25 protein-coding genes are annotated in these 25,258 nt (G+C 65.7%); 6 read left to right on the top strand and 19 right to left on the bottom strand.

The window, feature by feature from the left end; all coding sequences use genetic code 11:
* Genes A6F68_RS00990 through A6F68_RS00970 form a run of 5 tightly spaced genes read right to left on the bottom strand, consistent with a single transcriptional unit; the run spans position 1 to position 4,287 of the window.
* Positions 1 to 1,131, bottom strand: a complete 1,131-nt coding sequence (locus A6F68_RS00990) for an NAD(P)H-dependent flavin oxidoreductase (RefSeq protein WP_067675085.1) — start codon at positions 1,129 to 1,131, stop codon at positions 1 to 3.
* A gap of 27 nt (positions 1,132 to 1,158) precedes the next feature.
* The gene (locus tag A6F68_RS00985) at positions 1,159 to 1,842 is read right to left on the bottom strand and encodes a glutathione S-transferase family protein (protein ID WP_067675082.1); all 684 of its coding nucleotides are present in this window, start codon (positions 1,840 to 1,842) and stop codon (positions 1,159 to 1,161) included.
* A gap of 4 nt (positions 1,843 to 1,846) precedes the next feature.
* The gene (locus tag A6F68_RS00980; protein WP_067675079.1) at positions 1,847 to 2,482 is read right to left on the bottom strand and encodes a CoA transferase subunit B; all 636 of its coding nucleotides are present in this window, start codon (positions 2,480 to 2,482) and stop codon (positions 1,847 to 1,849) included.
* A gap of 13 nt (positions 2,483 to 2,495) precedes the next feature.
* Complete coding sequence (locus A6F68_RS00975; RefSeq protein WP_067675075.1) at positions 2,496 to 3,536, bottom strand: hypothetical protein; 1,041 nt, start codon at positions 3,534 to 3,536, stop codon at positions 2,496 to 2,498.
* 43 nt (positions 3,537 to 3,579) lie between these two features.
* Complete coding sequence (locus A6F68_RS00970) at positions 3,580 to 4,287, bottom strand: CoA transferase subunit A (RefSeq protein ID WP_067675072.1); 708 nt, start codon at positions 4,285 to 4,287, stop codon at positions 3,580 to 3,582.
* Positions 4,288 to 4,650: 363 nt separating this feature from the next.
* On the opposite strand from A6F68_RS00970, the gene A6F68_RS00965 reads away from it, so the two are divergent.
* On the top strand, positions 4,651 to 6,996 hold the full coding sequence (locus A6F68_RS00965) for a CDC48 family AAA ATPase (protein ID WP_067675069.1): 2,346 nt from the start codon (positions 4,651 to 4,653) through the stop codon (positions 6,994 to 6,996).
* A gap of 3 nt (positions 6,997 to 6,999) precedes the next feature.
* On the opposite strand, the gene A6F68_RS00960 is transcribed toward A6F68_RS00965, so the two are convergent.
* The 3 genes from A6F68_RS00960 to polA all read right to left on the bottom strand — a co-directional run bounded on the left by A6F68_RS00960 (position 7,000) and on the right by polA (position 12,351).
* Complete coding sequence (locus A6F68_RS00960) at positions 7,000 to 8,079, bottom strand: mechanosensitive ion channel family protein (protein WP_067675066.1); 1,080 nt, start codon at positions 8,077 to 8,079, stop codon at positions 7,000 to 7,002.
* 46 nt (positions 8,080 to 8,125) lie between these two features.
* Positions 8,126 to 9,427, bottom strand: a complete 1,302-nt coding sequence (locus A6F68_RS00955) for a sensor histidine kinase (protein ID WP_157096601.1) — start codon at positions 9,425 to 9,427, stop codon at positions 8,126 to 8,128.
* Between the two features lie 65 nt (positions 9,428 to 9,492).
* A complete protein-coding gene (gene polA, locus A6F68_RS00950) occupies positions 9,493 to 12,351 on the bottom strand; it encodes a DNA polymerase I (protein WP_067675063.1) in 2,859 nt (952 codons plus the stop codon).
* 59 nt (positions 12,352 to 12,410) lie between these two features.
* On the opposite strand from polA, the gene A6F68_RS15270 reads away from it, so the two are divergent.
* The gene (locus A6F68_RS15270; protein WP_232308173.1) at positions 12,411 to 12,836 is read left to right on the top strand and encodes a hypothetical protein; all 426 of its coding nucleotides are present in this window, start codon (positions 12,411 to 12,413) and stop codon (positions 12,834 to 12,836) included.
* Between the two features lie 87 nt (positions 12,837 to 12,923).
* Complete coding sequence (locus A6F68_RS00940) at positions 12,924 to 13,592, top strand: DJ-1/PfpI family protein (protein WP_067675057.1); 669 nt, start codon at positions 12,924 to 12,926, stop codon at positions 13,590 to 13,592.
* Here the strand turns inward: A6F68_RS00940 and A6F68_RS00935 are convergent.
* The 4 genes from A6F68_RS00935 to A6F68_RS00920 all read right to left on the bottom strand — a co-directional run bounded on the left by A6F68_RS00935 (position 13,586) and on the right by A6F68_RS00920 (position 18,317).
* The gene (locus A6F68_RS00935) at positions 13,586 to 14,593 is read right to left on the bottom strand and encodes a serine hydrolase (RefSeq protein WP_067675054.1); all 1,008 of its coding nucleotides are present in this window, start codon (positions 14,591 to 14,593) and stop codon (positions 13,586 to 13,588) included. The genes A6F68_RS00940 and A6F68_RS00935 overlap by 7 nt on opposite strands.
* 211 nt (positions 14,594 to 14,804) lie before the next feature.
* Complete coding sequence (groL, locus tag A6F68_RS00930; protein ID WP_067675051.1) at positions 14,805 to 16,442, bottom strand: chaperonin GroEL; 1,638 nt, start codon at positions 16,440 to 16,442, stop codon at positions 14,805 to 14,807.
* A gap of 54 nt (positions 16,443 to 16,496) precedes the next feature.
* Complete coding sequence (gene groES, locus A6F68_RS00925; protein WP_067675048.1) at positions 16,497 to 16,784, bottom strand: co-chaperone GroES; 288 nt, start codon at positions 16,782 to 16,784, stop codon at positions 16,497 to 16,499.
* Between the two features lie 123 nt (positions 16,785 to 16,907).
* A complete protein-coding gene (locus tag A6F68_RS00920) occupies positions 16,908 to 18,317 on the bottom strand; it encodes an MATE family efflux transporter (RefSeq protein WP_067675045.1) in 1,410 nt (469 codons plus the stop codon).
* A gap of 109 nt (positions 18,318 to 18,426) precedes the next feature.
* On the opposite strand from A6F68_RS00920, the gene A6F68_RS00915 reads away from it, so the two are divergent.
* From A6F68_RS00915 to A6F68_RS00905, 3 genes are read left to right on the top strand one after another with little or no spacing between them, the layout of a single operon-like run.
* On the top strand, positions 18,427 to 18,960 hold the full coding sequence (locus A6F68_RS00915; protein WP_067675042.1) for an acyloxyacyl hydrolase: 534 nt from the start codon (positions 18,427 to 18,429) through the stop codon (positions 18,958 to 18,960).
* Between the two features lie 51 nt (positions 18,961 to 19,011).
* A complete protein-coding gene (locus A6F68_RS00910; RefSeq protein ID WP_084001481.1) occupies positions 19,012 to 19,458 on the top strand; it encodes a c-type cytochrome in 447 nt (148 codons plus the stop codon).
* Between the two features lie 25 nt (positions 19,459 to 19,483).
* On the top strand, positions 19,484 to 21,247 hold the full coding sequence (locus A6F68_RS00905) for a cation:proton antiporter domain-containing protein (protein ID WP_067675039.1): 1,764 nt from the start codon (positions 19,484 to 19,486) through the stop codon (positions 21,245 to 21,247).
* Positions 21,248 to 21,249: 2 nt separating this feature from the next.
* Here the strand turns inward: A6F68_RS00905 and A6F68_RS00900 are convergent, their stop codons facing one another.
* From A6F68_RS00900 to A6F68_RS15350, 7 genes are all read right to left on the bottom strand, one after another.
* Complete coding sequence (locus tag A6F68_RS00900) at positions 21,250 to 22,227, bottom strand: hypothetical protein (protein WP_157096600.1); 978 nt, start codon at positions 22,225 to 22,227, stop codon at positions 21,250 to 21,252.
* Positions 22,228 to 22,414: 187 nt separating this feature from the next.
* Positions 22,415 to 22,792, bottom strand: a complete 378-nt coding sequence (rplL, locus tag A6F68_RS00895; protein ID WP_067675033.1) for a 50S ribosomal protein L7/L12 — start codon at positions 22,790 to 22,792, stop codon at positions 22,415 to 22,417.
* Positions 22,793 to 22,861: 69 nt separating this feature from the next.
* Positions 22,862 to 23,377, bottom strand: a complete 516-nt coding sequence (gene rplJ, locus A6F68_RS00890; protein WP_067675030.1) for a 50S ribosomal protein L10 — start codon at positions 23,375 to 23,377, stop codon at positions 22,862 to 22,864.
* Positions 23,378 to 23,695: 318 nt separating this feature from the next.
* On the bottom strand, positions 23,696 to 24,022 hold the full coding sequence (locus tag A6F68_RS00885) for a hypothetical protein (RefSeq protein ID WP_067675027.1): 327 nt from the start codon (positions 24,020 to 24,022) through the stop codon (positions 23,696 to 23,698).
* A gap of 135 nt (positions 24,023 to 24,157) precedes the next feature.
* Entirely contained in the window at positions 24,158 to 24,397 is a 240-nt protein-coding gene (locus tag A6F68_RS00880) for a helix-turn-helix domain-containing protein (protein ID WP_067675024.1), read from the bottom strand.
* Positions 24,397 to 24,939, bottom strand: coding sequence for a DUF2975 domain-containing protein (locus A6F68_RS00875; RefSeq protein WP_067675021.1), 543 nt, complete (start codon positions 24,937 to 24,939; stop codon positions 24,397 to 24,399). Before A6F68_RS00875 ends, A6F68_RS00880 begins: the two co-directional genes overlap by 1 nt.
* A gap of 30 nt (positions 24,940 to 24,969) precedes the next feature.
* On the bottom strand, positions 24,970 to 25,098 hold the full coding sequence (locus tag A6F68_RS15350) for a hypothetical protein (protein WP_257784454.1): 129 nt from the start codon (positions 25,096 to 25,098) through the stop codon (positions 24,970 to 24,972).
* Between the last annotated feature and the right edge of the window lie 160 nt (positions 25,099 to 25,258).

Here is a 25,258-nt window from a genome sequence, read left to right as displayed (position 1 = left end):
TCAGCCGAGCGCCCCGGAGAGCCGCTCGACCGCCTCGACGAATTCCTCGCGAAAGGCTTGGACCACCGCCCGTGCGGGGCGGATGTCCTCGACCAGCCCCACTCCCTGACCGACAAAATAGGTCACAAGCTCGCGCGCTTCGGCGTTGCCCGCTTCGGCTGCCCGATCGATCCGCGCGAACGCCGGTTCGGAAACCATGCCCATCAGCGGCATCGGCAAGGCGCCGGGTCCGTCGTCAGCGTCCCACGCTTCGTGCCATGCGGTCTTGAGCTGGCGTGCGGGCTTGCCGGTCCGGCTGCGTGAACGGACGGTGTCCCGGCTGCGGGCGGTGACCATCTTTTCGCGGAAGGCCTCGCTGGCCTCGCTTTCGGGTGTGGCCAGCCAGACGCTGCCGGTCCAGGCGCCTTGCGCGCCTGCCGCCATCATCGCCGCCATCTGGCCGCCCGTCATGATTCCGCCAGCCGCCAGGACCGGGGTCCGGTGGCCCGCGCGGTCGAGCGCGCGAACGACCTCGGGTATCAGGACTAGCGTCGAGACCTCACCGCAATGTCCACCCGCTTCGCCGCCCTGGGCGACGATGATGTCCACACCCGCTTCGGCCTGGCGGATCGCGTGCTCCTTGGCACCGACGAGCGCAGCGACGGCCACGCCGCGCTTCTTGCCCTCGGCGATCATCGCGGGCGGCGCAATGCCGAGCGCGTTGGCGATCAGGCGGATGGGATGTCGAAACGCCACGTCCATCAGCGCCATGCCATTCTCGGGAGTGATGCCCATCCGTTCGCGCAGGGGCGTGACGCTGCGACTGGCTTCGACCCCGTACCGTGCAAGCAGGTCCGCCGCGAATTCGGCGTACTTCGCATCGATCGCCGCGGCGCGCGTGGCGTTGTCGGACAGATCGGCGACGCGCGGATCGATCGTCTCGGGCACGATCACGTCGACCCCGTATGGCGCTCCATCGACATGGGCGTCGATCCAGGCCAGCTCCTCCTCGAGCTGCTCGGGAGAGAAGCGGGTCGCACCCAGCACCCCGAAGCCGCCCGCCTTGCTCACCGCTGCGACGACGTCGCGGCAGTGGCTGAATGCGAACAGGGGAAACTCGGCGCCGGTCAGCGCGCAGACGCGATTGTCCATCACCTCTCCCTGGTCAGGCTTGCTCGCCTATGCGCGATAGTCTGCGATGATTCGCCCCGCCGCGGCAAGTTCTTCCTCGTGGCTCGCTTCGCGCCAGCTTTCGGCGAGCGCGGCCGCTTCCCATTCCTGCATCGCAGGATGCGCGATGACGCGTTCGACCCAGGCCTTTCCGTGTCCGACGTCCAAACCATAGGTTCGCACGCGAAAGGCCACCGGCGCGTAGAATGCGTCGAGCGCGGTGAACGACGCGCCGCCCAGCCACGGGCCGCCGAACCGGTCGAGGGCGGTCTCGAAAATTTCGCGGATGCGTGCGACGTCGCGCGTAAGCGCGGCGCTGTGCGGCCTTGGCTCCACGCGAACGCCCACGTTCATGGTGCATTCGTTGCGCAGGGCGGCAAACCCCCCGTGCATTTCCGCAACGGCGGCCTGCGCGAAAGCGCGCGCTGCTTCGTCGCTCGGCCAGATGCCGTCGTGCCGGTCGGCAAGGTAGAGCGTGATGCCGAGCGAATCCCAGACGGTCGTGTCGCCGTCGATCAGGACAGGGACCTGCCCGGTGGGGGAGAAAGGCCGGAACTCGTCGTAGTTCATGGGCTTGGTGAACGGTTCGATCCGGTCTTCAAATGGGATGCCGAGCGCCTTCATCAGCACCCAGGGGCGCAGCGACCAGCTGGAGTAGTTCCGGTTGGCGGTGATGAGGGTGTAAGACGTCATCGTCTCACTCCTCGTAGTGGGCCGTCGTCTTGCTGGCGACTTCCTCCGCCGACACGCCGGGGGCGAGCTCGATCAGGCGGAACGGGCTGTCGTGGTCCTTGCGCTGGAAGACGGCGAGGTCGGTGATCACCATATCGACCACGTTGCGACCCGTGAGCGGCAAAGTGCAGGACGGGATGAACTTGGGGCTGCCGTCCTTGGCGGTGTGCTCCATTACCACGATGATCTTCTTGACGCCGGCGACGAGGTCCATCGCGCCGCCCATGCCCTTGATCATCTTGCCCGGGATCATCCAGTTGGCGATGTCGCCGTTCTCGGCGACTTCCATCGCGCCGAGCACGGTCAGGTCGATGTGCCCGCCGCGGATCATCGCAAAGCTCGCCGCGCTGTCGAAATAGGCGCTGTGCGGAAGCTCGCTGATCGTCTGCTTGCCGGCGTTGATGAGGTCGGGATCGACCTCGTCGTCATACGGAAATGGCCCGATGCCGAGCATGCCGTTCTCGCTTTGCAGCGTTACGTGCATCCCTTCGGGAATGTGGTTTGCCACCAGCGTCGGGATACCGATGCCGAGGTTGACGTAGTAGCCGTCCTCCAGCTCGCGGGCGGCGCGGGCGGCCATGTCGTCACGGGTCCAGGGCATTCTCGTTCGATCCTCAGTTCGGGGTCAGGGGAGTGGGCAGCAGGAACCAGCCCGCGCCGATCAGCGATTCGAGCGGCGCTGCGGCGGCCGGCTCGCGCAGGTATTCGAACAGTTCGTCGAAATCGGAGCGCGCGTCGCCGGCGATCGCGACGACGCAGTGCGCCTTGGCGAAGTCGTCGCGGCGGGTCTGCTTGCGCTCTTCGGGAAAGCGAAGAAGCACCAGCTGGTCGCGTCCAGCGGGGTCGAGCCCGGAGGCCTGGAGGGCCTTGCGGACAGCGCCCGCCTGGTCGGCGGTCCGGCTTGACGTCCACCCGATCACGACATCCGCCGCGCGCAGGGCCGCCAGCCCGGCCACAAGCTCGCGGTCGGCCGGCAGCGGTCGGGACAGATCGAGCGTGCCCGTCTGTGGATCGAGGTCGACCAGCACCGCCGCGGGGTGGATCGAGCAGTCGCGCGTAACCGGCGCCATGCTTGCGGAATCCGCCAGGACCGCCGACCGGCGCTCGCCGCCGACCACGGGGATCGCTGCCTGCTGGACGGCAAATTTCGCGAAGGCGGTCGCGGTCGTGCCCGAAGCGCCACCGACGGGGGCGAACGAAGGCGGGGGCAATTCGGTGAGATTGGTGAGCCTTACTCCCGCGGCGTTCGGCAGAGAGGCGGCCGGGGCATCGGTTTTCGGGGCAACGGCTTGCCCGCTCGGGACCACAGGTTGTGCGGAGGTCCGACCAACTGGTGCCGCCGCCTCCCCGGATATTCTGGCAGCGGGCAATGCATTGATCACCGTCACCGTCGAACCGTCCGCGAATGTCGCTTCGCGGACCGTTGCTGGAAGCGTTCCGGGAAGCGGCTGCGCCTGGGCCGGAGCAGAGGCGATCTCGACAGGGCGCGGCTCCGCGGGGAGGACGACTGCCGGCCGGTTCCTCGCCGGCTCGTCTCCGTCCATCCGCGTCTTCGCGATTCCTCCGGCTGCGAGCACCGGCAGCGCCGCAGCCACGCAGCCCGACAAGGTAGTGGCCGCCAGCAGCGCCGTCGCCAGGGCTAGTTTGTCCCGCATGCGCCTCATTCTCCCATGATCGACCCGGTCGGCGTGCGAAGGTTCACGCGGCTTCCCGTTCACGGACTGTACGAAACTCGATCTTCTTGTCGTAGGGCGCGCCGACGATCATCCGTTGCACGTAGACCCCGGGCAAGTGGATGCAATCGGGATCGAGACTGCCGACGGGGACGATCTCTTCGACCTCCACGACGCACACCTTCCCGCAGGTCGCGGCCGGCTGGTTGAAGTTTCGCGCGGTCTTGCGGAATACGAGGTTGCCGGTCTCGTCGGCCTTCCACGCCTTGACGATCGACAGGTCGGCGAAGATTCCCCGCTCGAGGATGTATTCCTCGCCGTCGAAGATCTTGCTCTCCTTCCCCTCCGCGACCTTGGTGCCGACGCCGGTTTTCGTGTAGAATCCGGGAATGCCCGCACCGCCGGCCCGCATGCGCTCGGCGAGGGTGCCCTGAGGGCAAAATTCGACCTCGAGCTCGCCTGCCAGGTACTGGCGCTCGAACTCCTTGTTCTCGCCGACGTAGGACGAGATCATCTTCTTCACCTGCGTGGTGCGCAGCAGCTTGCCGATGCCCTCGTTGTCGATGCCGGCGTTGTTGCTGGCGAATGTCAGGCCGGTGACGCCGCTGTCGCGGATCGCGTCTAGCAGGCGCTCGGGGATGCCGCAGAGGCCGAAGCCGCCGCTGGCGATGAGCATGTCGTTCTTCAGGATGCCGTCAAGCGCGGCGGCGGCGCTGGGGTAGATCTTGTTCATCGGGCGGAGTCTCTAGCGGGCGCCAATGCCAGTGTCATCAACCGCGAACGGTCGCACTGACGTCACAGGTTGGTCATGTGACTGCCATGCCCGGCACTTTTTCGGCGACTTGCAAAAAACGGCACAGAGAATGTCCTTTTCGCACTTGCACAATGCGCTGCAGCGCAACATATTCCGACCTGCCTTTCAGGCATCCTCTCCCAAGACTTCCAAGGCCCGGCGGGTTTTCCCACCGGGCCTTTTTTTGTCCGCTTTCCGGGTGGCCGCTCGGCACGGAATCGCCGCCCGTTCATTGGCAAAGCGATGACCGCTTCCTAGCTGAGGGGGGAATCGAGACGGAAGCGACGAGGAAGGGGCCCAGAAATGGCCGACACGGACGCCATCGCGGCGACGGACGAAAGAACCATCCGCCTGCAGGTTGCAGCAGCACGGCAGGAGGAGAGCGGCCAGGGCATCGCGCGCATGCCGCGCTCCGCTTTCCAGCAGCTTGGAATTACCGAAGGCGACGTAGTCGAGATCGCGGGCAAGCGGACTACTGCGGCGATCGCCGCGCCCGCCTACGACGAGGATCAGTCGCTCGAGGTCGTGCGCCTCGACGGGCTCCAGCGCGGCAATGCGGAGATCGGGTCGGGCGAACACGTGATCATCCGCGCCGCCCAGTCGCGCCCCGCGACGCGCGTCGTCTTCGCTCCGGCCCAGCGCGAGATGCGCCTCCAGGGACCGACGCAGGCACTGCAGCGCAATTTCTTCGGCAAACCCCTCGTCGCGGGCGACGTGGTCGCCACGACCGGCCAGCAACCGGTTCAGAACATGCCGCCCGATGTGCGCAGGATGTTCAATGCGCCGGCCTATGCCCTCACCCAGATCAGGCTTTCGGTCGTCTCGACTTCGCCCAAGGGCATCGTCCATATCGACGAGAACACCGAGGTCGAGCTGCGGGCTGAATTCGAGGAGCCGCGCGACGGGCGCGCCGTGGTCAACTACGACGACGTCGGCGGCATCGGCGACACGATCCAGCAGCTGCGCGAGATGGTCGAGCTGCCGCTGCGCTATCCCGAACTGTTCACGCGGCTGGGAGTCGACCCGCCGAAGGGCGTGCTGCTCCACGGCCCGCCGGGAACGGGCAAGACGCGGCTCGCCCAGGCCGTCGCCAGTGAGAGCGACGCGCACTTCATCACCATAAACGGGCCCGAGATCATGGGTTCGGCCTATGGCGAGAGCGAAAAGCGCCTGCGCGAGGTGTTCGAGGAGGCGGCGAAGAACTCACCCGCGATCATTTTCATCGACGAAATCGATTCCATCGCGCCGAAGCGGAGCCAGGTTCCCGGCGAGGCCGAGAAGCGCCTCGTCGCCCAGCTCCTGACCCTGATGGACGGCCTCGAGGCGCGTTCGAACATCGTGGTCATCGCGGCGACCAATCGCCCCGATGCAATCGACGAGGCGCTGCGCCGTCCGGGCCGGTTCGACCGCGAGATCGTGATCGGCGTGCCCGACGAGAAAGGCCGCCGCGAGATACTCTCGATCCACACCCGCGGCATGCCCCTCGGCGACAAGGTCGACCTCGACGAACTGGCTCGGACCACGCATGGTTTCGTCGGCGCGGACATTGCGGCGCTCGCGCGCGAGGCGGCGATCGAGGCGGTGCGGCGGATCATGCCCAAGCTCGATCTCGACGCGCGCGAAGTGCCGGCGGAAGTGCTTGAGGAGCTCTATGTCGGGCGCGAGGACTTCCTCGAAGCCCTCAAGCGCGTCCAGCCCAGCGCTATGCGCGAGGTGATGGTGCAGGTCCCCAACGTCTCGTGGAGCGATATCGGCGGCATGGCCGAAGCGATCGACTCGCTGAAGGAAGGGATCGAGCTGCCGCTCAAGAACCCCGATGCCTTCAGAAGGCTCGGCATCCGGCCGGCCAAGGGCTTCCTGCTCTATGGCCCTCCGGGCACCGGCAAGACCCTGTTGGCCAAGGCAGTCGCCAAGGAATCGGAAGCGAATTTCATTTCGCTGAAGAGCTCCGATCTCCTCAGCAAATGGTATGGCGAGAGCGAGCAGCAGATCGCCCGGCTGTTCCAGCGCGCCCGCGCCGTCGCGCCGTGCGTGCTTTTCATCGACGAAATCGACAGTCTTGTGCCAGCCAGAGGGTCCGGCCAGGGCGAGCCCCAGGTGACTGGACGCGTCGTCAATACGATCCTTGCCGAGATGGACGGGCTCGAGGAGCTGCAGTCGGTCGTCGTGATCGGGGCCACCAACCGTCCCACGCTGGTCGATCCGGCGCTCTTGCGCCCGGGACGATTCGACGAGCTTGTCTATGTCGGAACCCCCGACAAAGGCGGCCGTGAGATGATTCTGAACATCCACACGCGCAATATGCCGCTTGCCGACGACGTCGATCTGGGAGGGGTGGCCGCCGATACCGAGCGCTTCACCGGTGCCGATCTTGAAGATGTCGTCCGCCGCGCCGGCCTTACCGCGTTGCGCCGCGTGGGAGGCGAGGTCGAGTCCGTAACCGCGGCCGACTTCGCCGACGCCCTCAAGGATTCGCGTGCCACCGTCACTCCGGCGATGGAAGAAGAGTACAAGAAGATGCGCGGCGAGTTGAAGAAGCGCGTCGTCGAGGCCGCGACCGGGATTGGCTTCGTGAGCGAAGGCATGCTCACGCCCAAGCGCGAGCACAAGCACGCGCCGGCGTCGGTGGACAGCAAGAAGGACGACTAGGGGCTAGGCCGCCCCGCCGTCCGCTGCGACGGCGGCATGCAGCAGCGCTTCGGGTTGCTCGCGGCGCAGCCAATCGAGCATGTGCTCGCGCACCGCGCAGCGCAGTTCGAACAGCTCGGCTATCGTCGCCGCGCTCATCGCCAGGCGAAGCTCGATCGAACCCGCGCGCGCCTCGGTCATCAGGGCGCTCGCCGTGCGGCGATCCCATTGCGGTTGTTCGGCCACGAAGCGTTCGAATTCGCCCCGGATCGGCCCGACCTGGGCTTCGGGGGCTAGGTGCAGGAAGACCGGCCCGGTCAGAACTTCGCTCGCCCGCGACCAGTTCTCGAAGGTGTTGTCGAGGAATCGCGACGTGGGCACGATTGCCGCCCGCTCATCCCACATCCGCACGACGACGAAGCTCATGCGGATTTCCTCGACCCGGCCGGTATGGCCATCGATGACGACCATGTCGCCCAGACGCAGCGGCTCGGTAATCGCCATCTGCAGCCCTGCGATCAGGGACTTGAGCGCCGGCTGGGCCGCGGCACCCACTGCCAGCGCGGCGAGACCGGCCGACGCAAGCAGGGTCGCGCCTACTTCGCTGACGCCGGGAAGCTGGAACAGCATCAGCCCGACCGTCACGAACACGATCGCGAAAGTGGCGGTGCGCGAGAGGATGGCGACGCGTGTGCGGCGGCTGCGCGCCGCTGCGAGGTCGGTCGACAGTTCCGCTCGGTATTCGAGCGCGGCAGCGAACGCCTTCACCAGGGTGAATGCGATCCATCCGACGAGCGCCGGGACCACGAAGCGGGCGACCGAGTGCCAAGCCGCCGCGATCGCCGCATCTCCCTGGGCAGCGAGCGTGAGACCGATCGCGATCGCCGCCCAGCGGGTCGGACGGCGAAGCTGCTCGACCACCATTCCATCGACTTCGGTTTCGGTTCGCGCGGCGAGCCGGCGGGCTATGGCGAAGACCGTTCGGTGAAGCACGACTGCCAGCAGTACCGCACCCAGCCCATAGATGGCGGCGTGCGCCAATGCAGACCAGTCGATAGTGTAGCGGGAAGGATCGAGTTCGCTGAAGTCTAGATCACTGAACATGGAGGTGCGCCCTATGGCTCCTCCGAAGCGCTGGCAAGCCGTGTGGTCAGGTGGCGGGCAGCTTGATCTTCACGCGCACTCCGTCCTTGGTAAAGGTCCGGTCGATACTGCCGCGCAGTTGCTTGGCCGCGCCAGTCATCAGAAGGCTGCCAAAGCCCTGGCGTTCGGGCTCAACACCTTCGCCGGGGCAGTGTTCGCGCCACTCGATCTCGATCATCTCGTCCACGTGCCGCCACTGGACCGCCAGGGTTCCGCCATGCTGCCAGCAGCCGTATTTCACCGCATTGGTGGTCAGTTCGTGCAGCACGAGGCCGAGGGGGGTCACCTGCTTGGCGGGTAGGTCGACCTCCGGCCCGTCGAGCTCGATCGTGCGCGTCGACGTGAGGTAGGGGCGCACCGTCGTCTCGACGAGCGACCGGAGCGAGGCCACGGGAGTTTCCAGCGTTCCCTGCGTAACCTCGTGCGCGGTCAGCAGCGCATGGATCCGTTCGGCAATCCGGTCCACAACCGGCTTGGCTTCGGGATTGTCGCGCGCGCTCATCCGCACGATCGCGAGGATGACCGCGAAGAGATTCTTGACGCGGTGGTTCAGTTCACGGGCGAGCAGGTCCGCGCGGTCGCGGGCCTCCGCAAGCGCGTTCGCCTGCGCGGCTTCGACTTCCGCCCGAGCGGCGCGCAGCGAAAGGCGCAGTCCCAGCCAGAGGGTGACGAGGACGATGGCGAGCAGGGCGAGCAGGAGGGGAACGACGCGACCCTCGGCGCGCGCGGTTTCCTCGGTCGCGTCCAGCAGGATATCGCGCTCTATCTCTTCCATTTCGCGAACCGCGAGCCGCAGGCGCTCCATGACCTCTTGACCCTCGTCGGTCAGCATCAATTGACGTGCGCTCAGGAGATCGCCCTGCTCGATCATCCTGACTGAACCGGCCAGTTCGGCAAACTTGGCGTCGGCGAGCGTTTCGATCTCGTCGACGAGCTCGCGTTGGCGGACCGTCATGGAGTCGCCCAGCAACGCCCGCAGGCGCGGGACTGCCGGTCGGTACTGCTCCCGGCCGAGGTGGTACGGCTGGAGGTATCGACGGTCCAGCGTGATCAGGTAGCCGCGCTGGCCCGTCTCGGCGTTGATCGCGGCCCGACTGATGTTGCGCAGTTCCAGCATGATTTCGTTGGTCTTGAAGACCTGCGCGCGTTCGCTGCGCTCGGCCTCGATCGTCGTGAAGATCAGGAAAATGGCGCCGATCAGGGCCGCAGCGATGACCACGAAGACGCCCAGCGAGCTCCAGCCGCCGCGCGTGCGAGGCAGGTAGAATGTCGCCGGTTGGCGCGATGGAGTGTCAGTCTCCTCGGTCACGACCGGCAGATACGCCTGAAGAGGGCGGCGCACAAGTTAAGTTTGATCGTAAAAAGCTCATTGTATCAATGGGCTGTGCCCCAGCTTGGTCCGAACCCGATCTCGATCCCGAGAGGTACATCGAGCGCAACGGCGGGAAGCGATGCCTCGGCCATCACCCGCTCTATGACAAGCGAGGCGGCGGCGACGTCGCGTTCGGGCAATTCGAACACAAGCTCGTCGTGCACTTGGAGCAGCATCCGGACATGCCCCAGCCCGGCGGCCTCGAGCGCGGGCATCATTCGCGCCATCGCGCGCTTGATGATGTCGGCGCTGGTCCCTTGGATCGGAGCGTTGATCGCGGCGCGCTCGCTGCCCTGGCGCTCGGCCTGGTTGCCCGACTTGATCCGAGGGAACCATGTCTTCCTACCGAACAGCGTCTCCGAATACCCTTTCTCACGCACGCTCTCGAGCGTGGTGTGGATGTAGCTCTGGATGCCCGGGAAGCGCTGGAAATAGGTGTCGATGATCGCCTGTGCTTCGTCGGCTTCCATCCCGAGGCGACCGGCAAGGCCCCAGCGGCTGATGCCGTACAAGATCGCGAAGTTCACCGTCTTGGCGCGCGCGCGGGTGTCACGATCGACGGTCCCGAACATCTCCATGGCGGTGCGGGCGTGGATGTCCTCGCCCTGCGCGAAAGCGTCCTTCAGCTGCGGGACGTCGGCCATGTGCGCGGCGAGCCGCAATTCGATCTGCGAATAGTCGGCCGCGAGCAGGACGTTGCCTTCTTCCGCGACGAACGCTTCGCGGATCTGGCGGCCGATCTCGGTGCGGATGGGGATGTTCTGCAGGTTGGGATCGGTCGATGAGAGGCGCCCGGTCTGCGCCCCGACGAGACTGTAGCTGGTGTGGACCCGGCCAGTATCGGGATTGATCGCCGCCTGCAGGGCATCGGTATATGTCGACTTGAGCTTGGTGAGTTGGCGCCATTCGAGGACCTTGGTCGCCACTTCTGCGCCTTGCGCGGCGAGCCCTTCGAGGATCGCCTGGTTGGTCGAATACTGCCCGCTCTTGCCTTTGCGCCCGCCCTTGTAGCCGAGCTTGTCGAACAGGACGTCGCCGAGTTGTTTCGGGCTGCCGATGGTGAATTTCATCCCCGCATCGTTGTATATTTCATCTTCGATGCGGGCGATCTCGGTGGCGAATTCATCACTCAGCCTGGCGAGGCGCTGCCGGTCGACCTTGATCCCATCCCGCTCCATCTGCGCAACGACCGGGATCAAAGGCCGGTCGACCCGCTCATAGACCTGTGTCCCGCCTTCGACGGCAAGGCGGGGCTTGAGCGTGGTGTAGAGCCGCCAGGTCACGTCCGCGTCCTCGGCGGCATATTCGGTGGCGCGGTCGAGCGGGACCTCGCCGAAGGGAATCGCCTTCTTGCCGGTGCCGCAGATGTCCTTGAAGGCGAGCGTCGTGTGGCCGAGGTGGCGCTCGCTCAGTTCGTCCATGCCGTGACCGCCGCCGATCCCGTCGAGGCTCCGTCCGGCATCGAGCGCGAAGCTGAGGATCATCGTGTCGTCGATGGGGGCGACTTCGATTCCGGCACAGCGCGTCAGGATGTTGAGGTCGTACTTGATGTTCTGGCCGACCTTGAGAACGGCGTCTCTCTCCAGCAGCGGCTTCAGGGCTGCATAGGCGGCCTGCCGCTCGACCTGCTGCGGCTTCTCGGCGAACATGTCGGCGCCGCCGCCATCGGTGACAATGTGCCCCAGCGGAATGTAGCAGGCGTCGTTGGGACCCAGCGCAAGACTGATGCCGGCGAGCTCGGCGCGCATCGCATCGAGGCTGCTCGTCTCGGTGTCGATCGCGACCAATCGCGCGGCAAAGGCTCGCTCGATCCAGTGCTCAAGCCGCTCCATCGTCGTCACGCACTCGTAAGTCGAGCGATCGAAGGGAGGCATCTCGGGCGGCGGCTGGCGATTGCCGGATGCACTCGCCGCTGCTCCGGCGGTCTGCGGCTTCGCGGGGTTCAGCTGGGTCGGGCGATCGGGGCTGCCCCGCCCCGCGTCGAGGCGCTTCAGCAGGCTGGTGAACCCGTGCTCTGACAGAAACGCGGCGAGCGGCCCGGGAGGCACGCCGTCGAGTTTCATCTCGTCGAGCGGAATGGGAAGCGCGCAGTCTTCCTTCAGCTGGACGAGCACGCGCGACAGTTCGGCCATCTCGCGACCTTCGACCAGGCGCTCCTGAAGCTTCGAAGGCTTCATCGAAGGCGCCGCGTCGAGCGCGGCGGTGAGGTTGCCGTATTCCTGGATCAGCTTGGTGGCGGTTTTCGGTCCCACTCCGTAGATTCCGGGAATGTTGTCCACGCTGTCGCCCATCAGGGCGAGGACGTCGCCGACCAGTTCTGGCGGAACCCCGAACTTCTCGACCACCTCGGGGATGCCGATCCGCTGGTTCTTCATCGTGTCGAGCATGTCGACGCAGCCGCCACCTTCGCCGCATTTGCCGACGAGCTGCATGAGGTCCTTGTCGCTGGAGACGATGGTCACGTCCCACCCGCGCCGCGTCGCTTCGCGAGCATAGCTGGCGATGAGATCGTCCGCCTCGAGGTCGTCTTCCTCGATGCACGGCAGGCTGAAAGCGCGGGTCGCGTCGCGGATCAGCGGGAACTGCGGGACGAGATCCTCGGGCGGGTCCGGTCGATTGGCCTTGTACTGGTCGTAAAGCGCGTTGCGGAAGCTGGTCGAGCCCTTGTCGAGAATCACCGCGAGGTGGGTCGGTCCGTCCGCCTTGTCGAGATCGTCGGCCAGCTTCCACAGCATCGTAGTGTAGCCATACACGGCACCTACCGGCGTCCCGGCCGGGTTGGTGAGCGGCGGAAGCCGGTGGTAGGCGCGGAAGATATAGGCCGATCCGTCGACCAGGTAGAGATGCTGCTTGTCTGCCATCGCTGCCCTGCTAGCAGCCGCGAACAGGATGGTCAGCCGCTTTCGCCGATCGCCGAAAAATGGCGGAAATCCGGCAACTTCATGGCGATTTGCGGCGAAAATTCGGCGAAAATGTGCGAATCGGCTTGCAGTGCCACAAAGTCGCCATTATTTGGGGAGGGCACGGCGGTTTCGCCGGGCTTTTGAAACCGCTGTTCAAGGAACAACGAACTATGCGTAAGATCATCCTCGCCGCCGCCGCTGGCGCCGCCGCCCTGACCCTCTCGGCTTGCTCGGAAAAGACCGAAGACGCCGCCGCTGAGACCGCCGACGCCGCGATGGCCGACGCTGAAGCCAACGCCGACGCCGCTGGCGAAGCCGTCGATGGCGCTGCCGACGCGACCGCCGAAGCTGCTGGTGACGCCGCTGCCGCGACCACCGAAGCTGCTGCTGCCGCCGAAGGCGAAATGCAGGACGAGACCGCTGCCGAAGCCAAGGCCGACTGAGCCTTCGCGTCCAGCGAATCTTTCGGAAGGGCGGTGCCGCAAGGCGCCGCCCTTTTCGTTTGCGCCGAATGCGCGTAGCCCGCGCGCATGACCCGGATCGTCTTCGTCCTGTTTCCCGGCGTGACCCAGCTCGACATGACCGGGCCGGCGCAGTTTCTCTCGCGCCTTCCGGGATCCACCACCATTGTCGCTGCGCCGTCTGCCGATGCGGTGCGTACCGACTGCGGGTTCGCACTCGTGCCCGCTGCTGCCTTCGCCGATACGCCGCAGGCCGACATCCTCTGCGTGCCTGGTGGTCACGGGGTGGCCGACGCCCTCGAATGCAATGAAACGATCGATTTCATAAGGCGCCAGGCGGCGGGCGCCAAATGGGTGACGAGCGTCTGTACCGGGGCCTTCCTGCTCGGACGCGCGGGTTTGCTCGAGGGCAAGCGCGCGACGACGCACTGGGCCTACGCCCACCTCCTGGAGCGCGTCGGCGCAATGCATGAACCGGGTCGGGTGGTCGAGGATGGCCAGACGATCACCGCGGGAGGGGTGACCGCCGGGATCGACTTCGCACTCACTCTGATCGCGCGCGAGGCGGGAGAGGACTGGGCCAAAGCGATCCAGCTCTCTCTGGAATACGATCCGCATCCGCCTTTCGATGCCGGCACTCCTGTGGCCGCCGGGGCAGCGCGGACCGAAGCGCTCAAGGCGCGCGTCTACACAGCCGCAGCCGAACGGATGGCCGAGGCGCTGAAGCGCTCTCAGTAAGTGGCGTTGGCGTAGGCCCTTGCGGGAGCCTGCTGGTATCCATCGTAGAGCGCCCGCGCGATGCTTGCGATCTTCGCGTCGCGCGCCGGCTTGGAGCCCTGGCCGGTCACGTAGATCGCGACAGCGATCGCGCGCCCGTCTGGCGTATGGATGATGCCGATATCGCTGGCGGTGTTTGACAGGGTACCCGTCTTGTGCGCGACGCGCGCGCCATCGGGCAGCATGCCCGGGATCCGCCGGGTGCCGGTACGGCAGCGCTCCATGGCCCCGAGGATGACGTTGCGGCTCGATTCCTTGAGGAACTTGCCCTGGTAGAGACCGGCGAGCAGCTGGACCATCGCCTGCGGCGTCGCGCTGTCGCGCACGTCGATGCGCTGGGCGGGATCGACCTCGCCGTCGTCACGCACGAGCGTCGCGATGTCGCGAGTGATGTTGAAATCGCTGATGCCGTTGCGGCTGGCCCAGTTGTTCACCGCGGCGGGACCGCCGACGACCGCGAGCAGCGCGTCGGTCGCGGGATTGCTCGACCGGGTGATCATAATTTCGATCAGGTCGATCGCCTTCATGTACTGGCCCGGGCGCACGGGCGCCTTGCTCGAGGAGAAGCGTGGCGAAGCGACCGGCACCATCAGCGGGAACTCGCTGGTCAGGCTCCAGCGCCCCTTCTCGACGCCTTCGAGGAAAGTGGCGGCGATCGCGATCTTGCTCGTCGATGCCATGGGGAAGCGCTGATCGCCCAGCACCGAAACTTCGCGACCCGTTGCAAGGTCGACCGCGTAGACGCCGATGCGCCCGGCCGAGCCGTCGGCAATCTGCGCGACGGTTTTCGAAAGAGGGGAATCGTACCGCGCATCGAAGCTTTGCGGCTTGCGCACTTCGGTGCCCAGCATCGCGTCGAAAAGCTGGTTGAACTCGTTGCTCTCGGCAGCGTGTGCCGATGAAATGCCCGTCAATCCGAGCGCAATTGCGGCCCCCAGCCGCGCTATCCGTCCCAGTGCCATAGACCCCACTATGTCCCAGTCATGCTTTGTAATCAATTAACGGGACTGCCGGGTCCGGTTCAACCGACTGGCGACGAAAAGTGGCGTGCGCACGACACGAAGCGTTCCGCCCGAATGCCGATTGATGCCCGGATCATGCCCTCGTGCCCAAAGAAAGGGGGCCGGCGGATCGCTCCGCCGGCCCCCCGGTATGGTTCGCTCGAGCGGGGGCTTAGAAGCCCATACCGCCCATGCCGCCCATGTCGGGCATCGGCGCGGCCGGCTTGTCTTCCGGCTTCTCGCTGATCGCCGCCTCGGTGGTGATCAGCAGGCCGGCGACCGAGGCCGCATCCTGCAGTGCGGTGCGAACGACCTTGGTCGGGTCGATCACGCCGGCGTTGACGAGGTTCTCGTAGACGTCGGTCTGGGCGTTGAAGCCCATGTTCTCGTCGTTGCCGTCGATCAGCTTGCCCGAAACCACCGCGCCGTCGTGGCCGGCGTTCTCGGCGATCTGGCGCACCGGCGCCCAGAGCGCGCGGCGGACGATGTCGATGCCACGGGTCTGGTCCTCGTTGGCGCCGGTCAGGCCCTCGAGCGCCTTGGTGGCGTAGAGAAGCGCGGTACCGCCGCCCGGGACGATGCCTTCTTCGACCGCGGCGCGGGTCGCGTGAAGCGCGTCGTCAACCCGGTCCTTGCGCTCCTTCACCTCGACTTCGGAGGCGCCGCCGACCTTGATAACCGCAACACCGCCGGCGAGCTTGGCGAGACGCTCCTGGAGCTTCTCGCGGTCGTAATCGCTGGTGGTGGCGTCGATCTGGGTGCGGATTTCGCCCACGCGTGCCTTGATGTCGTCGGCCGAGCCGGCGCCATCGACGATGATGGTGTTGTCCTTGTCGATCGAGACACGCTTGGCTTCACCGAGCATGCCGAGCGTGACGTTCTCGAGCTTGATGCCGAGGTCTTCGCTGATCATCTCGCCCTTGGTCAGGATCGCGATGTCCTGCAGCATCGCCTTGCGGCGATCGCCGAACCCGGGAGCCTTGACGGCAGCGACCTTAAGGCCGCCGCGCAGCTTGTTGACCACGAGCGTGGCGAGCGCCTCGCCCTCAATGTCCTCGGCGATGATCAGCAGCGGACGACCCGACTGCACCACCGCCTCGAGGATCGGCAGCATCGCCTGGAGCGACGACAGCTTCTTCTCGTGGATCAGGATGTAGGGGTTATCCAGCTCGACAGTCATCTTGTCGGGGTTGGTGATGAAGTAGGGCGACAGGTAGCCGCGGTCGAACTGCATGCCCTCGACGACGTCCAGCTCGAACTCGAGACCCTTCGCCTCTTCGACGGTGATCACGCCTTCCTTGCCGACCTTTTCCATCGCCTCGGCAATCTTGTTGCCGACTTCGGTGTCGCCGTTGGCCGAGATGATGCCGACCTGGGCGATCTCGTTCGAGCCGGCCACGTCCTTCGAACGCGCCTTGAGGTTCTCGACGACCTTGCCGACGGCGAGGTCGATGCCGCGCTTGAGGTCCATCGGATTCATGCCGGCCGCGACCGACTTCATGCCTTCGCGAACGATCGCCTGGGCAAGAACGGTCGCGGTGGTGGTGCCGTCACCGGCGAGGTCGTTGGTCTTCGAGGCCACTTCGCGCAGCATCTGCGCGCCCATGTTCTCGAACTTGTCCTTGAGCTCGATCTCCTTAGCGACGGTGACGCCGTCCTTGGTGATGCGCGGTGCGCCGAAGCTCTTGTCGATCACGACGTTGCGACCCTTGGGGCCGAGCGTGACCTTGACGGCGTTGGCGAGGGTGTCGACGCCGGCGAGAATGCGTTCGCGCGCGTCGCGCCCGAACTTCACGTCCTTGGCTGCCATTTTCGTTTCTCCTGGAGTTCGTCTGGTTTATCGAAAAGCGTCAGGGACCGGCGATCAGCCGATGATCCCCATGATGTCGCCTTCCTTCATGATGAGGAGGTCCTCACCGTCGATCTTCACTTCGGTGCCGGACCACTTGCCGAACAGCACGCGGTCGCCGACTTTGACGTCGAGCGCGATGCGGTCGCCGTCGTCGTCACGGGCGCCGTCGCCAACGGCGACGATCTCGCCCTCGCTCGGCTTTTCCTGGGCGCTGTCGGGGATGATGATGCCGCCGGCGGTCTTGCTGTCTGCCTCGATACGGCGGACGAGAACGCGGTCGTGCAACGGACGAAATGCCATGATGCTTGCCCTCTCTCGGGTTGGTTGAATGAGTCACCTTGGCACTCTCGCATGGAGAGTGCCAGCGCAAGCGCATTTAGTGCGCCTCAAGTAGGCGTCAAGCGCCCGAGCGGAAGATTTTCGTCAGGCGGCCTGTACGGGAAGCAGGCCGAACCGCTCGCGCAGCAGCCAGCGGCCTAGCAGGCCCGCGGCCACGACCACGAGCGCGACGAGCAGTCCGATCCAGATTCCGAGCCCTTCCAGCGGCGTGCGGAAGCCGAGCCACAGCATCGTCGCGAGGCCGGGAATCCAGAAGCCGACGAGCGCGATCCACATCGGGGCGCTGGTATCCTGCAGCCCCCGCAAGCTGCCCGCGGCGACCGCCTGGAAGCCGTCGAACAGCTGGAACGCGGCGGCCACACGCAGGTAGACCACGGCGAAGCCGACGGTTGCGGCGTACTGCGGCGCCCGCGGATCGATGTAGAGCGACAGGAGGGTCAGTGGCGCGACGAGCATGGCGGTGGCGGTCGTCAGCATGAACCCGGTACCCACCACGATCGCCGCCCAGCCGGCACGCGCGATTCCATCTCGATCGCCGGCGCCGTAAAAGTAGCCGACCCGGATCGTCGCCGCCTGCGAAACGCCGAACGGCACCTGGAAGGCAAATGCGGCGAGCTGGAGCGCCAGCGTGTGCGCCGCAAGCTGGTCCGCGCCGATCAGGCCCATCATGAAGGCCGCGCTGTTGAACAGCCCGCCTTCGGCGACGATCGTCAGGGTTACCGGCGCCCCCAACACTATTAGGCGACGGAAATAGCTCCAGTCCGGGCTCCACCAGCGACCGAAGATGTGAAACGAGCGGAGCCGCCGGTCCGACTGGATGAGGGCGACGTAGGCAAGCACGCCGAGCCACGCCGTGACGCTGCTGGCGAGTGCCGACCCGACCATCCCCAGCGCCGGGAACCCGAAGTGGCCGAAAACCAGGACGTAGTTCGCCAGCGCCGCGACCGCGACCTGAAGTCCGACCACGACCGTCGCGATGACGGGTCGATCGAGGGCGGAAACGTAGCTGCGAAGAACGTTGCACAGCAGCATCGGAATCGCCGCCCAGCCAAGGACCGCGAGAAACTCCCCGGCAAGCGCCGATATCTCGGCCTCCTGTCCGGTCATCAGCATGAAAGCCTCGCCGCGATACATCGCGACGGCCAGGATCGTGGCGCTGATGATGGCGAGCCACATGGCCATACGGGTGGCGCGGCGAACCTCTCGCACAACTCCCGTTCCGCGGCCCAGCGCAGCTGCGATCAACGCGGAGACCATGCCGGTCAGTCCGGTGAGCGACCACATCAGCGTGCCGAACAGGGCGAACGAGAGACTCGCGGCGGCGAGCGGGATGGTGCCCAGCCGCGCAATGAACATCACGTCGATCGCCCAGACCAGCATCTGCAACAGGTTCGCGGCCGCCAGCGGCCAGGCAAGCCGAAGCGTTGCGGCAATTTCCTGCCGCCAGGCCGTACCCCGGTCGGGGGCGGCTGAAAGGATGCCTGTGTCAGACATAAAGCCGGCCCGGATAGGCGCGGTCGAGCGATGCCGAAAGCGAAGCCTGAACGGGGCGGCGATTTTCGCTTCAGCTTGCGGCAAGCGGGCCACAGCTTATGCCGCGCGCATGATCCGCACACTCGCCTTTGCAGCCGCCGTCGCATTCCCCCTGATCGCCAGTCCCGCATCGGCAGGCGAACTGTACGGGGGCGTGTACAAGCACGCCGTCGACACGCCCTTCACCCTCGATACACAGGAAACCGGCGTGGATCTCCAGGTCGGCTACCGGCTGGACCCGATCCTGCCGTTGGCGCGTGTCGAGCCGTATGTCTTCGGCTCGGTGAACAGCAGCGAAGGCGGCACCGACTTCGCCGGGATCGGGATCAGTCGCAAGTTCAGCCTCGGCGGCGCCTATGTGCGGCCGGGTCTGGGGCTAGTGGTCCACAACGCTCCCAGATTGCGCACCAATCCGGTGATCGGCGTGCGCACCGACCTAGGGAGCCGGGTCCTGTTCGAGCCCGAGATCGCAATCGGCGTGCCGATCGGTCCGCGGCTTAGCGTCGAGGCGAGCTGGGTTCACATTTCGAACGCGCGGCTGTTCGACCGGCAGCAGAATCCGGGAATCGACATGATCGGCGTGAGGGCCAATTTGCGCCTTTGACGATCGTGTCCGGAACGCTATCGCTCCCCTACGCCTGCGAAGGGAGAAGCCATGCGTTGCCGAGTTGCCATCGTCCTTCCTTTCCTCGCGCTCGCGGCGTGCGGCCAGCCGTCCGAAGATGCGGCCGCGCCCGAACCTGACGGGGCCACCGCCGCCCAGCCGGAACCGAGCGAAGCGGCAGTGCCTGCAGAAACCGCTGCTGCGGCAGCCCCTGCGCCGACCGCGTTCGCCCAGTGCAAGACGTGTCACCAGGTCGTTCCCGGCAAGCACGGGATCGGACCGTCGCTGGCAGGCGTCTACGGTACCAAGGCAGGCGAGATACCGGGTTACGCGTTCAGCGCGGCCATGAAGGCGTCGGGCCTCACATGGGACGATGCCACGCTCGACCGCTACCTCGAAAGTCCGATGAAAACGGTCCCCGGGACCAAGATGGTATACCCCGGCGTCAAGGACCCGGCCAAGCGGGCCGAGATCATCGCCTACATGAAGACCTTGTGACCGTGTCTACTTTCCGTCGCGGCTGATGGAGCACGAGACCGCCACTCACTTCTTGCGTGACAGCGTCGTCATGCTGGGATTTGCGCTGGGTTTCGTGCTGCTGTTTCGCCGGCTGGGGCTGGGTGCCACCCTCGGCTACCTGGTCGCCGGGGCGATCATCGGGCCGCAGGTGCTTGGCCTGACCGGCGAGGCCGAAGGCAAGATCGCCATCGCCGAGCTCGGCATCGTCCTTCTGCTCTTCGTGGTCGGCCTGGAACTTGCGCCGGCGCGGCTGTGGCGCATGAAGAAGGAGATTTTTGGTCTCGGGCTGGCGCAGGTCCTGCTCTGCGGCGTGGCCTTGACCGGCGCGATCGGGCTGACGACCGGCTTTTCTTGGCCCGCCGCGATCGCGCTCGGCATGCCGCTTGCGTTGTCCTCGACCGCACAGGTGCTGCCGATGCTGCAATCGGCGGGACGTCTCAGGACCCCGTTCGGCGAGCGCGCATTCTCTATCCTGCTGTTCCAAGACCTGTCCCTCATTCCGATGATCACCGTGGTCGCGGCATTGAGCCGTAATCCCGCGGACCAGGCTGGACCGCCCGGCTGGCAGTTCATGCTCATGACGATCGCGGCGATCGCGGGCCTGATCCTGGCGGGGCGGTTCGTGATCCGGCCGCTGTTCCGCCTGATCGGCGGCCTTGGCGAGCGCGAGATGTTCATCGTCGCCGCGCTGTTCACCGTCGCCGCCAGCGCGGCGGTGATGGAGCTTCTGGGCCTGTCGACGGCTCTTGGCGCGTTCATTGCGGGAGTGATGCTCGCCGACACGCCCTACCGGCACGAGCTGGAGACCGACGTCGAGCCATTCCGTTCGATCCTGCTGGGCCTCTTCTTCCTTGCCGTGGGCATGATGCTCGACCTCGGCGCGATCGCCGAGCGACCGTTCTTCGTGCTCATCGCCGCCATCGGTCTCATCGCCATCAAGACGGCCATCATAGCGGGACTCGGCCTCTTGCTCGGCATGGGCGGGCGCACCTCGCTCGCACTGGGCCTCCTGCTCAGCCAGGGCGGCGAGTTCGGCTTCGTGCTATTCGCCCAGGCGCAGCAAGGGCTGCTCATCGAACCGGAAGCGGCCAGCCTGTTCGGCGCGGTGGTGACGATTTCGATGGCCGCGACGCCATTCTTGATGATGCTCTCGCGCCCCTTGCGGCGACCTCCGGAATCGAAGGAACGCCGAGAGGGGCCTCGCTCGGATGGCGCGGCGGTACTCGTCGTCGGATACGGTCGGTTCGGCCAGACCGTCGCCCAGATGATGATTGCGAGCGACATCCAGGTCACCCTGATCGACACCGATACGGAAATGATCGATGTCGCGAGCGAGTTCGGCAGCAAGGTCTATTTCGGGGACGGCACGCGCATCGACCTGCTGCGGCAGGCGGGCGCGGCGGAGGCCGCTGCGATCTGCTTCTGCCTCGACGGCAAGCAGATCGACCGAGAGCTGCTCGAGGCTGTCCGCGAGGCATTTCCGCAGGCCAGGGTATTCCTGCGCGCCTACGACCGCCGCACCCTGATCGACCTGCGCGATGCGCCCCACGACTACGCCGTGCGCGAAGTCATGGAGTCCGCCCTCCAGATGGGCCGTGCCGCCCTCGAGGCGCTCGGCGATTCGCAGCAGGACATCGACGAGGCCGAGGACCATTACCGCAAGACCGATCTCGAGCGGCTCGACGCGCAGCGTGAGGCGGGCGATTACCGCGCCGCGCGCGACATGGTGATCAGGCAGAACGCGCGCCCGAAGCGGACTACGAGCTGACGTCAGGGCGAGGGGCGCTTTGCTGCCCCGGCGCCGATCACGTCGCAGGTGCCGCCGTTGACGAAGATGCAAGGGATCGTGCCGCGAAAGCGAAGCATGACTTCCTGCGCCGCGGGACCCGCGAATTGCACGTCGAGCTTGCCGATCCGTCCGGCGTCGAGCGGTATGTCCAGTGCAAAAGTAGTCTGGCCCGCAGGAAGCGACGCGACGAAAGGATATGTGCCGACCGGCACTGGTGCACCGCCGAATTCCGTCAAGGTGGCTCGCAAGCTACCCTCGATCGCGCGCGTGCCGAAGTCGATCGTCAAGGTCACCGGGCTGGGCGTTCCGCCACCTTCGACGTCGACGAAGCCGGTGTAGGTGTGCCTTCCGGTCATGGGCACGGCGGACAATGGCGTGGCGACCCCGTACGCGAAGGCCCCGTACTGGTTCAAGCGGCGGCCGGGCGAAGGTTCGATCAGCCGGTTCATGTACCACCAGCCGTAACCCGAAAAGTCGAGGTCGAGCGCAGCCGCATCGGGCCGGAGCAGGAGGAGCTCGATCCCCTTGCGTCCCGACGCCTCTTCGGGGCGCTGCGTTGTGAAAGAGGCGGTCCCGGACGCGGGCTTCAGCAGCGTGATCCAGTCGAACGTCGGCAGCAGCAACTCGTGATCACCACTCGCAAGGTAGCGAAATCGCGTGCCGTCGAACTGTTCGACCATGTCGGCGCGGTTCCTGTTCTCGGTGTCGGACGTATAGCTGACGAAGGCGGACAGGACGGTGAATTCGCCGACCGCGGCGATCGCCGGGGGCCCCGACAGGGGAACCGAAGTCGGGGTTGGAGAGGGCGACGGCGTAGGCGAGGGCGATGGTGTGGGAGAGGGCGCCGGTGTCGCGGTCGCAACCGGCGCAGGCGGAGCCGGTGCGCTGTCACCCCCGCATGCGCTCAACAAGCCCAGCACGCCCACGCTGGCGGCGATTGCGAATTTCGATGCTGGCATGTCCCTCTGTCCGGTCGTTTCCGATGGCAGAGGTAGGCACCGGGTTCGGCGAAAAGGCCATGATGGGATGCTGATGATTAGCCGATGATTTCTGTCGGCCGGCCGCCCCGATGCGAAAAAGGGCGGCCCCGGCAGGGACCGCCCTTCGCTTGTCTCGCAAAGGAGACGAGGCTCGTAAGCGAAAGGCTTACTTGAGCTCGACGGTGCCGCCGGCTTCCTCGATCTTCTTCTTGATGTCTTCGGCTTCCGCCTTGTTGACGCCTTCCTTGACGGCCTTCGGCGCGCTCTCGACGAGGGCCTTGGCTTCGGTCAGGCCCAGACCGGTGATGGCGCGGACTTCCTTGATCACCTGGATCTTCTTGCCGCCGTCACCGGTCAGGATGACGTCGAATTCGGTCTGCTCTTCCGCAGCCGGGGCGGCATCGCCACCACCGGCGGGGGCGGCAACGGCAACCGCAGCGGCGGCGCTGACGCCCCACGCTTCTTCGAGCGCCTTCGCGAGGTCGGCGGCTTCGAGGACGGTCAGCTTCGACAGTTCTTCAACAAGCTTGGCGATATCGGCCATGATGTTTCACTCCAAATTGGGCCGGGGCGGAAAATTGCCCCGAGAATTGTTGCTTCAGGGAATAACCGCTTACGCAGCGTCCTTGGCGGCATAGGCGCCGAAGACGCGGGCAAGCTTGCTGGCGGGCGCGTTGACGAGCTGGACGACCTTGGTCGCCGGCGCGTTGACGAGGCCGATCAGCTTGGCACGCAGCTCGTCGAGGCTGGGCATCGAGGCGAGCGCCTTGACCCCTGCTTCGTCGAGCACCTGGCTACCCATCGATCCGCCGACGATCTCGAGCTTGTCGTTCGTCTTGGCGAAATCCACCGCGGCCTTGGCCGCCGCCACCGGGTCGGTCGACCAGGCAAGGCCCGTCGGACCGGTGAGGAATTCCTCGAGGCCCGTGTAGGGGGTGTCGTTGAGTGCCAGCTTGGCCAGACGGTTCTTCGCCACCTTGTAGGTCGCACCGGCGTCGCGCATCTTCGTGCGCAGGTCGGTGGACTGGGCCACCGACATGCCGAGGTTGCGGGTGACAACCACCACGCCGACCTCGTTGAAGACTTCGCTCAGCTCGGCGACCGCATCGGCTTTCTGCGAACGATCCATGCCTTGCTCCTTCTAATGACCCCGCGCGGACGCGGAGCCGGCTCACGTTGCCACGGACGCCGAAGCGCCGTGGGCGGGTCCACCGATGGGGAAGGAGCGGTGCGAACACCGTGACGGCGGGCGCGCGAGGGCGACCGCCGGAAAATCTCGTTTCCCCGTCTAGGCTGGAAATTAAGGCCGGGCAGATCCCGACCACCAACTGTCTCGGACGGACGTCCTGCCAGCCTCGTGCAAATGCAAAGAGGCCCGCCGGACGGGGCGGGCCTCTAGACGAGTGCGCTGCGAAGTCAAGCTTCGAGCGCGGATGACGGGGAAGGCTTAGTCCTTCGCGTCGCGCTTTTCCTGAAGCGCCTTGGCCTGCGCTTCGAGACGATCGGCTTCCGCTTCGTTGACGTCTTCGACGCGGTCTGCGCGTTCCTCGAGATTCTCGGCTGTGGTGTCGAGCTGCTTGGGGGTCATCGAATCGGTCGATGTGGCGCCCGGCGTAGTATCGGTCGGACCGACTGCGCTGGTGTCGGTGGCGAGCGCATCGTCGGTTGCTTCGGCAGTGGCCATGTCACCGTCGGCGGCTTCGGGAGTGCTGTCGGCACAGGCCGCCAAGCTGAGGGCGAACGGCAGGGCGGCGGCAAGGGCAAGCTTCTTCATGGGAAAATCTCCTGATATCTGCGCCTTACAATCGCCACAATTGAACATGGTTCCCGCCGGACTTGCGAATGGCAAGTCCGGCGGGAAGTTCTGCGAGCCGTCGGGGGAGGGACAGGTTGTCCGGCTCGGCAGAATTCAGTCGGTTGCCGTGGCTTGGGCGCGGTAGCTCAGCAGGTCGCCCGGCTGGCATTCGAGTTCCCGGCAGATCGCCTCGAGGGTCGAAAAGCGGATCGCCTTGGCCTTGCCGGTCTTGAGGATCGACAGGTTGGCTAGGGTGAGACCGACGCGTTCGGCGAGTTCCGTCAGCGTCATCCGGCGGGCGTGAAGCAGGTCGTCCAGCGTGACCATGATGTGAGTTCCTTCTTCGGCTGGCATCACACGGTCCCTTCCAGGTCTTCGCGCATCGCTGCGCCTTGGCGGAACACGCGGGCAAGGATGAAGAGGACGAGGATCAGGACGATGGCGCCGCCGGATATTCCGACATCGCCGTTGACGTGAATATTCTCGGCCTCCTTGAACACCTCGGCAAGCCACAGGACCATCGCCCCACCGGGGATGGAAAGAACCTGTGTGCCGACAACGATCCACCCCATTCGGGCTAGCCGGTTTGCATTTTCCGGAACGAAAGGGTCTCCTTTTCCGACCGTGTCTACGATCCGGCGCAGGAGTATAAGAAACCAGATCGCCAAAGCGATGAAGGCGGCGATGCAGACGAGCGTGATGCCGATTGCCCCAAATATTTCGGGGCCCGCAGTTACCCCTTCATCCGCAACAGCGGCGAGTATCCAGGCCTGATTGAGTAGCATCGCCGGGATGCCGACGACGATTGCCGCGATGACGAGGCCGCCGATGGCGATGAAGAAGCCGATGACCAGCCGGGCGGCCGTGAGCAAGGGGTCCTTGGGGCGCAATGACATGATCGATACTCCTTCCTCGATGGACGTGCGTCAGGCGAGCTGGGCGGTGGCGATCGATGGCGTGTGATCGGACGGGATCACGATAGCTTGCTGGAAGGTCGCGAGCGTCAGCAGCAGGGCGATGCAGGCGGCGGCGATGTTGTTGTTGGTCCGGGTCATTTCTCGATCTCCAATATGCTTGATGCCGATAATCGATAAATAAAGGCGGCTTTATCGTCAATCGATAAATATCGAAAAACGATAAGTGCCTGATCGAAAAACGAGAAAATCTCTTCCCGGCCCTATCTTGGGACCCTTGAAGCACTCCTGAAAGGCATCG

Source organism: Tsuneonella dongtanensis, from assembly GCF_001698205.1.
GTDB lineage: Bacteria > Pseudomonadota > Alphaproteobacteria > Sphingomonadales > Sphingomonadaceae > Tsuneonella > Tsuneonella dongtanensis.
Note: the sequence above shows the minus strand (reverse complement) of the source record. Positions and strands in the feature narration are given on the sequence as shown.

Coding starts and splice junctions, on each gene's coding strand:
- A6F68_RS00990 (WP_067675085.1), bottom strand. CDS start 1,131: ATGGACAATCGCGTCTGCGCGCTGACCGGCGCCGAGTTTCCCCTGTTC.
- A6F68_RS00985 (WP_067675082.1), bottom strand. CDS start 1,842: ATGACGTCTTACACCCTCATCACCGCCAACCGGAACTACTCCAGCTGG.
- A6F68_RS00980 (WP_067675079.1), bottom strand. CDS start 2,482: ATGCCCTGGACCCGTGACGACATGGCCGCCCGCGCCGCCCGCGAGCTG.
- A6F68_RS00975 (WP_067675075.1), bottom strand. CDS start 3,536: ATGCGGGACAAACTAGCCCTGGCGACGGCGCTGCTGGCGGCCACTACC.
- A6F68_RS00970 (WP_067675072.1), bottom strand. CDS start 4,287: ATGAACAAGATCTACCCCAGCGCCGCCGCCGCGCTTGACGGCATCCTG.
- A6F68_RS00965 (WP_067675069.1), top strand. CDS start 4,651: ATGGCCGACACGGACGCCATCGCGGCGACGGACGAAAGAACCATCCGC.
- A6F68_RS00960 (WP_067675066.1), bottom strand. CDS start 8,079: ATGTTCAGTGATCTAGACTTCAGCGAACTCGATCCTTCCCGCTACACT.
- polA (WP_067675063.1), bottom strand. CDS start 12,351: ATGGCAGACAAGCAGCATCTCTACCTGGTCGACGGATCGGCCTATATC.
- A6F68_RS15270 (WP_232308173.1), top strand. CDS start 12,411: ATGGCGGAAATCCGGCAACTTCATGGCGATTTGCGGCGAAAATTCGGC.
- A6F68_RS00940 (WP_067675057.1), top strand. CDS start 12,924: ATGACCCGGATCGTCTTCGTCCTGTTTCCCGGCGTGACCCAGCTCGAC.
- A6F68_RS00935 (WP_067675054.1), bottom strand. CDS start 14,593: ATGGCACTGGGACGGATAGCGCGGCTGGGGGCCGCAATTGCGCTCGGA.
- groL (WP_067675051.1), bottom strand. CDS start 16,442: ATGGCAGCCAAGGACGTGAAGTTCGGGCGCGACGCGCGCGAACGCATT.
- groES (WP_067675048.1), bottom strand. CDS start 16,784: ATGGCATTTCGTCCGTTGCACGACCGCGTTCTCGTCCGCCGTATCGAG.
- A6F68_RS00920 (WP_067675045.1), bottom strand. CDS start 18,317: ATGTCTGACACAGGCATCCTTTCAGCCGCCCCCGACCGGGGTACGGCC.
- A6F68_RS00915 (WP_067675042.1), top strand. CDS start 18,427: ATGATCCGCACACTCGCCTTTGCAGCCGCCGTCGCATTCCCCCTGATC.
- A6F68_RS00910 (WP_084001481.1), top strand. CDS start 19,012: ATGCGTTGCCGAGTTGCCATCGTCCTTCCTTTCCTCGCGCTCGCGGCG.
- A6F68_RS00905 (WP_067675039.1), top strand. CDS start 19,484: ATGGAGCACGAGACCGCCACTCACTTCTTGCGTGACAGCGTCGTCATG.
- A6F68_RS00900 (WP_157096600.1), bottom strand. CDS start 22,227: ATGCCAGCATCGAAATTCGCAATCGCCGCCAGCGTGGGCGTGCTGGGC.
- rplL (WP_067675033.1), bottom strand. CDS start 22,792: ATGGCCGATATCGCCAAGCTTGTTGAAGAACTGTCGAAGCTGACCGTC.
- rplJ (WP_067675030.1), bottom strand. CDS start 23,377: ATGGATCGTTCGCAGAAAGCCGATGCGGTCGCCGAGCTGAGCGAAGTC.
- A6F68_RS00885 (WP_067675027.1), bottom strand. CDS start 24,022: ATGAAGAAGCTTGCCCTTGCCGCCGCCCTGCCGTTCGCCCTCAGCTTG.
- A6F68_RS00880 (WP_067675024.1), bottom strand. CDS start 24,397: ATGCCAGCCGAAGAAGGAACTCACATCATGGTCACGCTGGACGACCTG.
- A6F68_RS00875 (WP_067675021.1), bottom strand. CDS start 24,939: ATGTCATTGCGCCCCAAGGACCCCTTGCTCACGGCCGCCCGGCTGGTC.
- A6F68_RS15350 (WP_257784454.1), bottom strand. CDS start 25,098: ATGACCCGGACCAACAACAACATCGCCGCCGCCTGCATCGCCCTGCTG.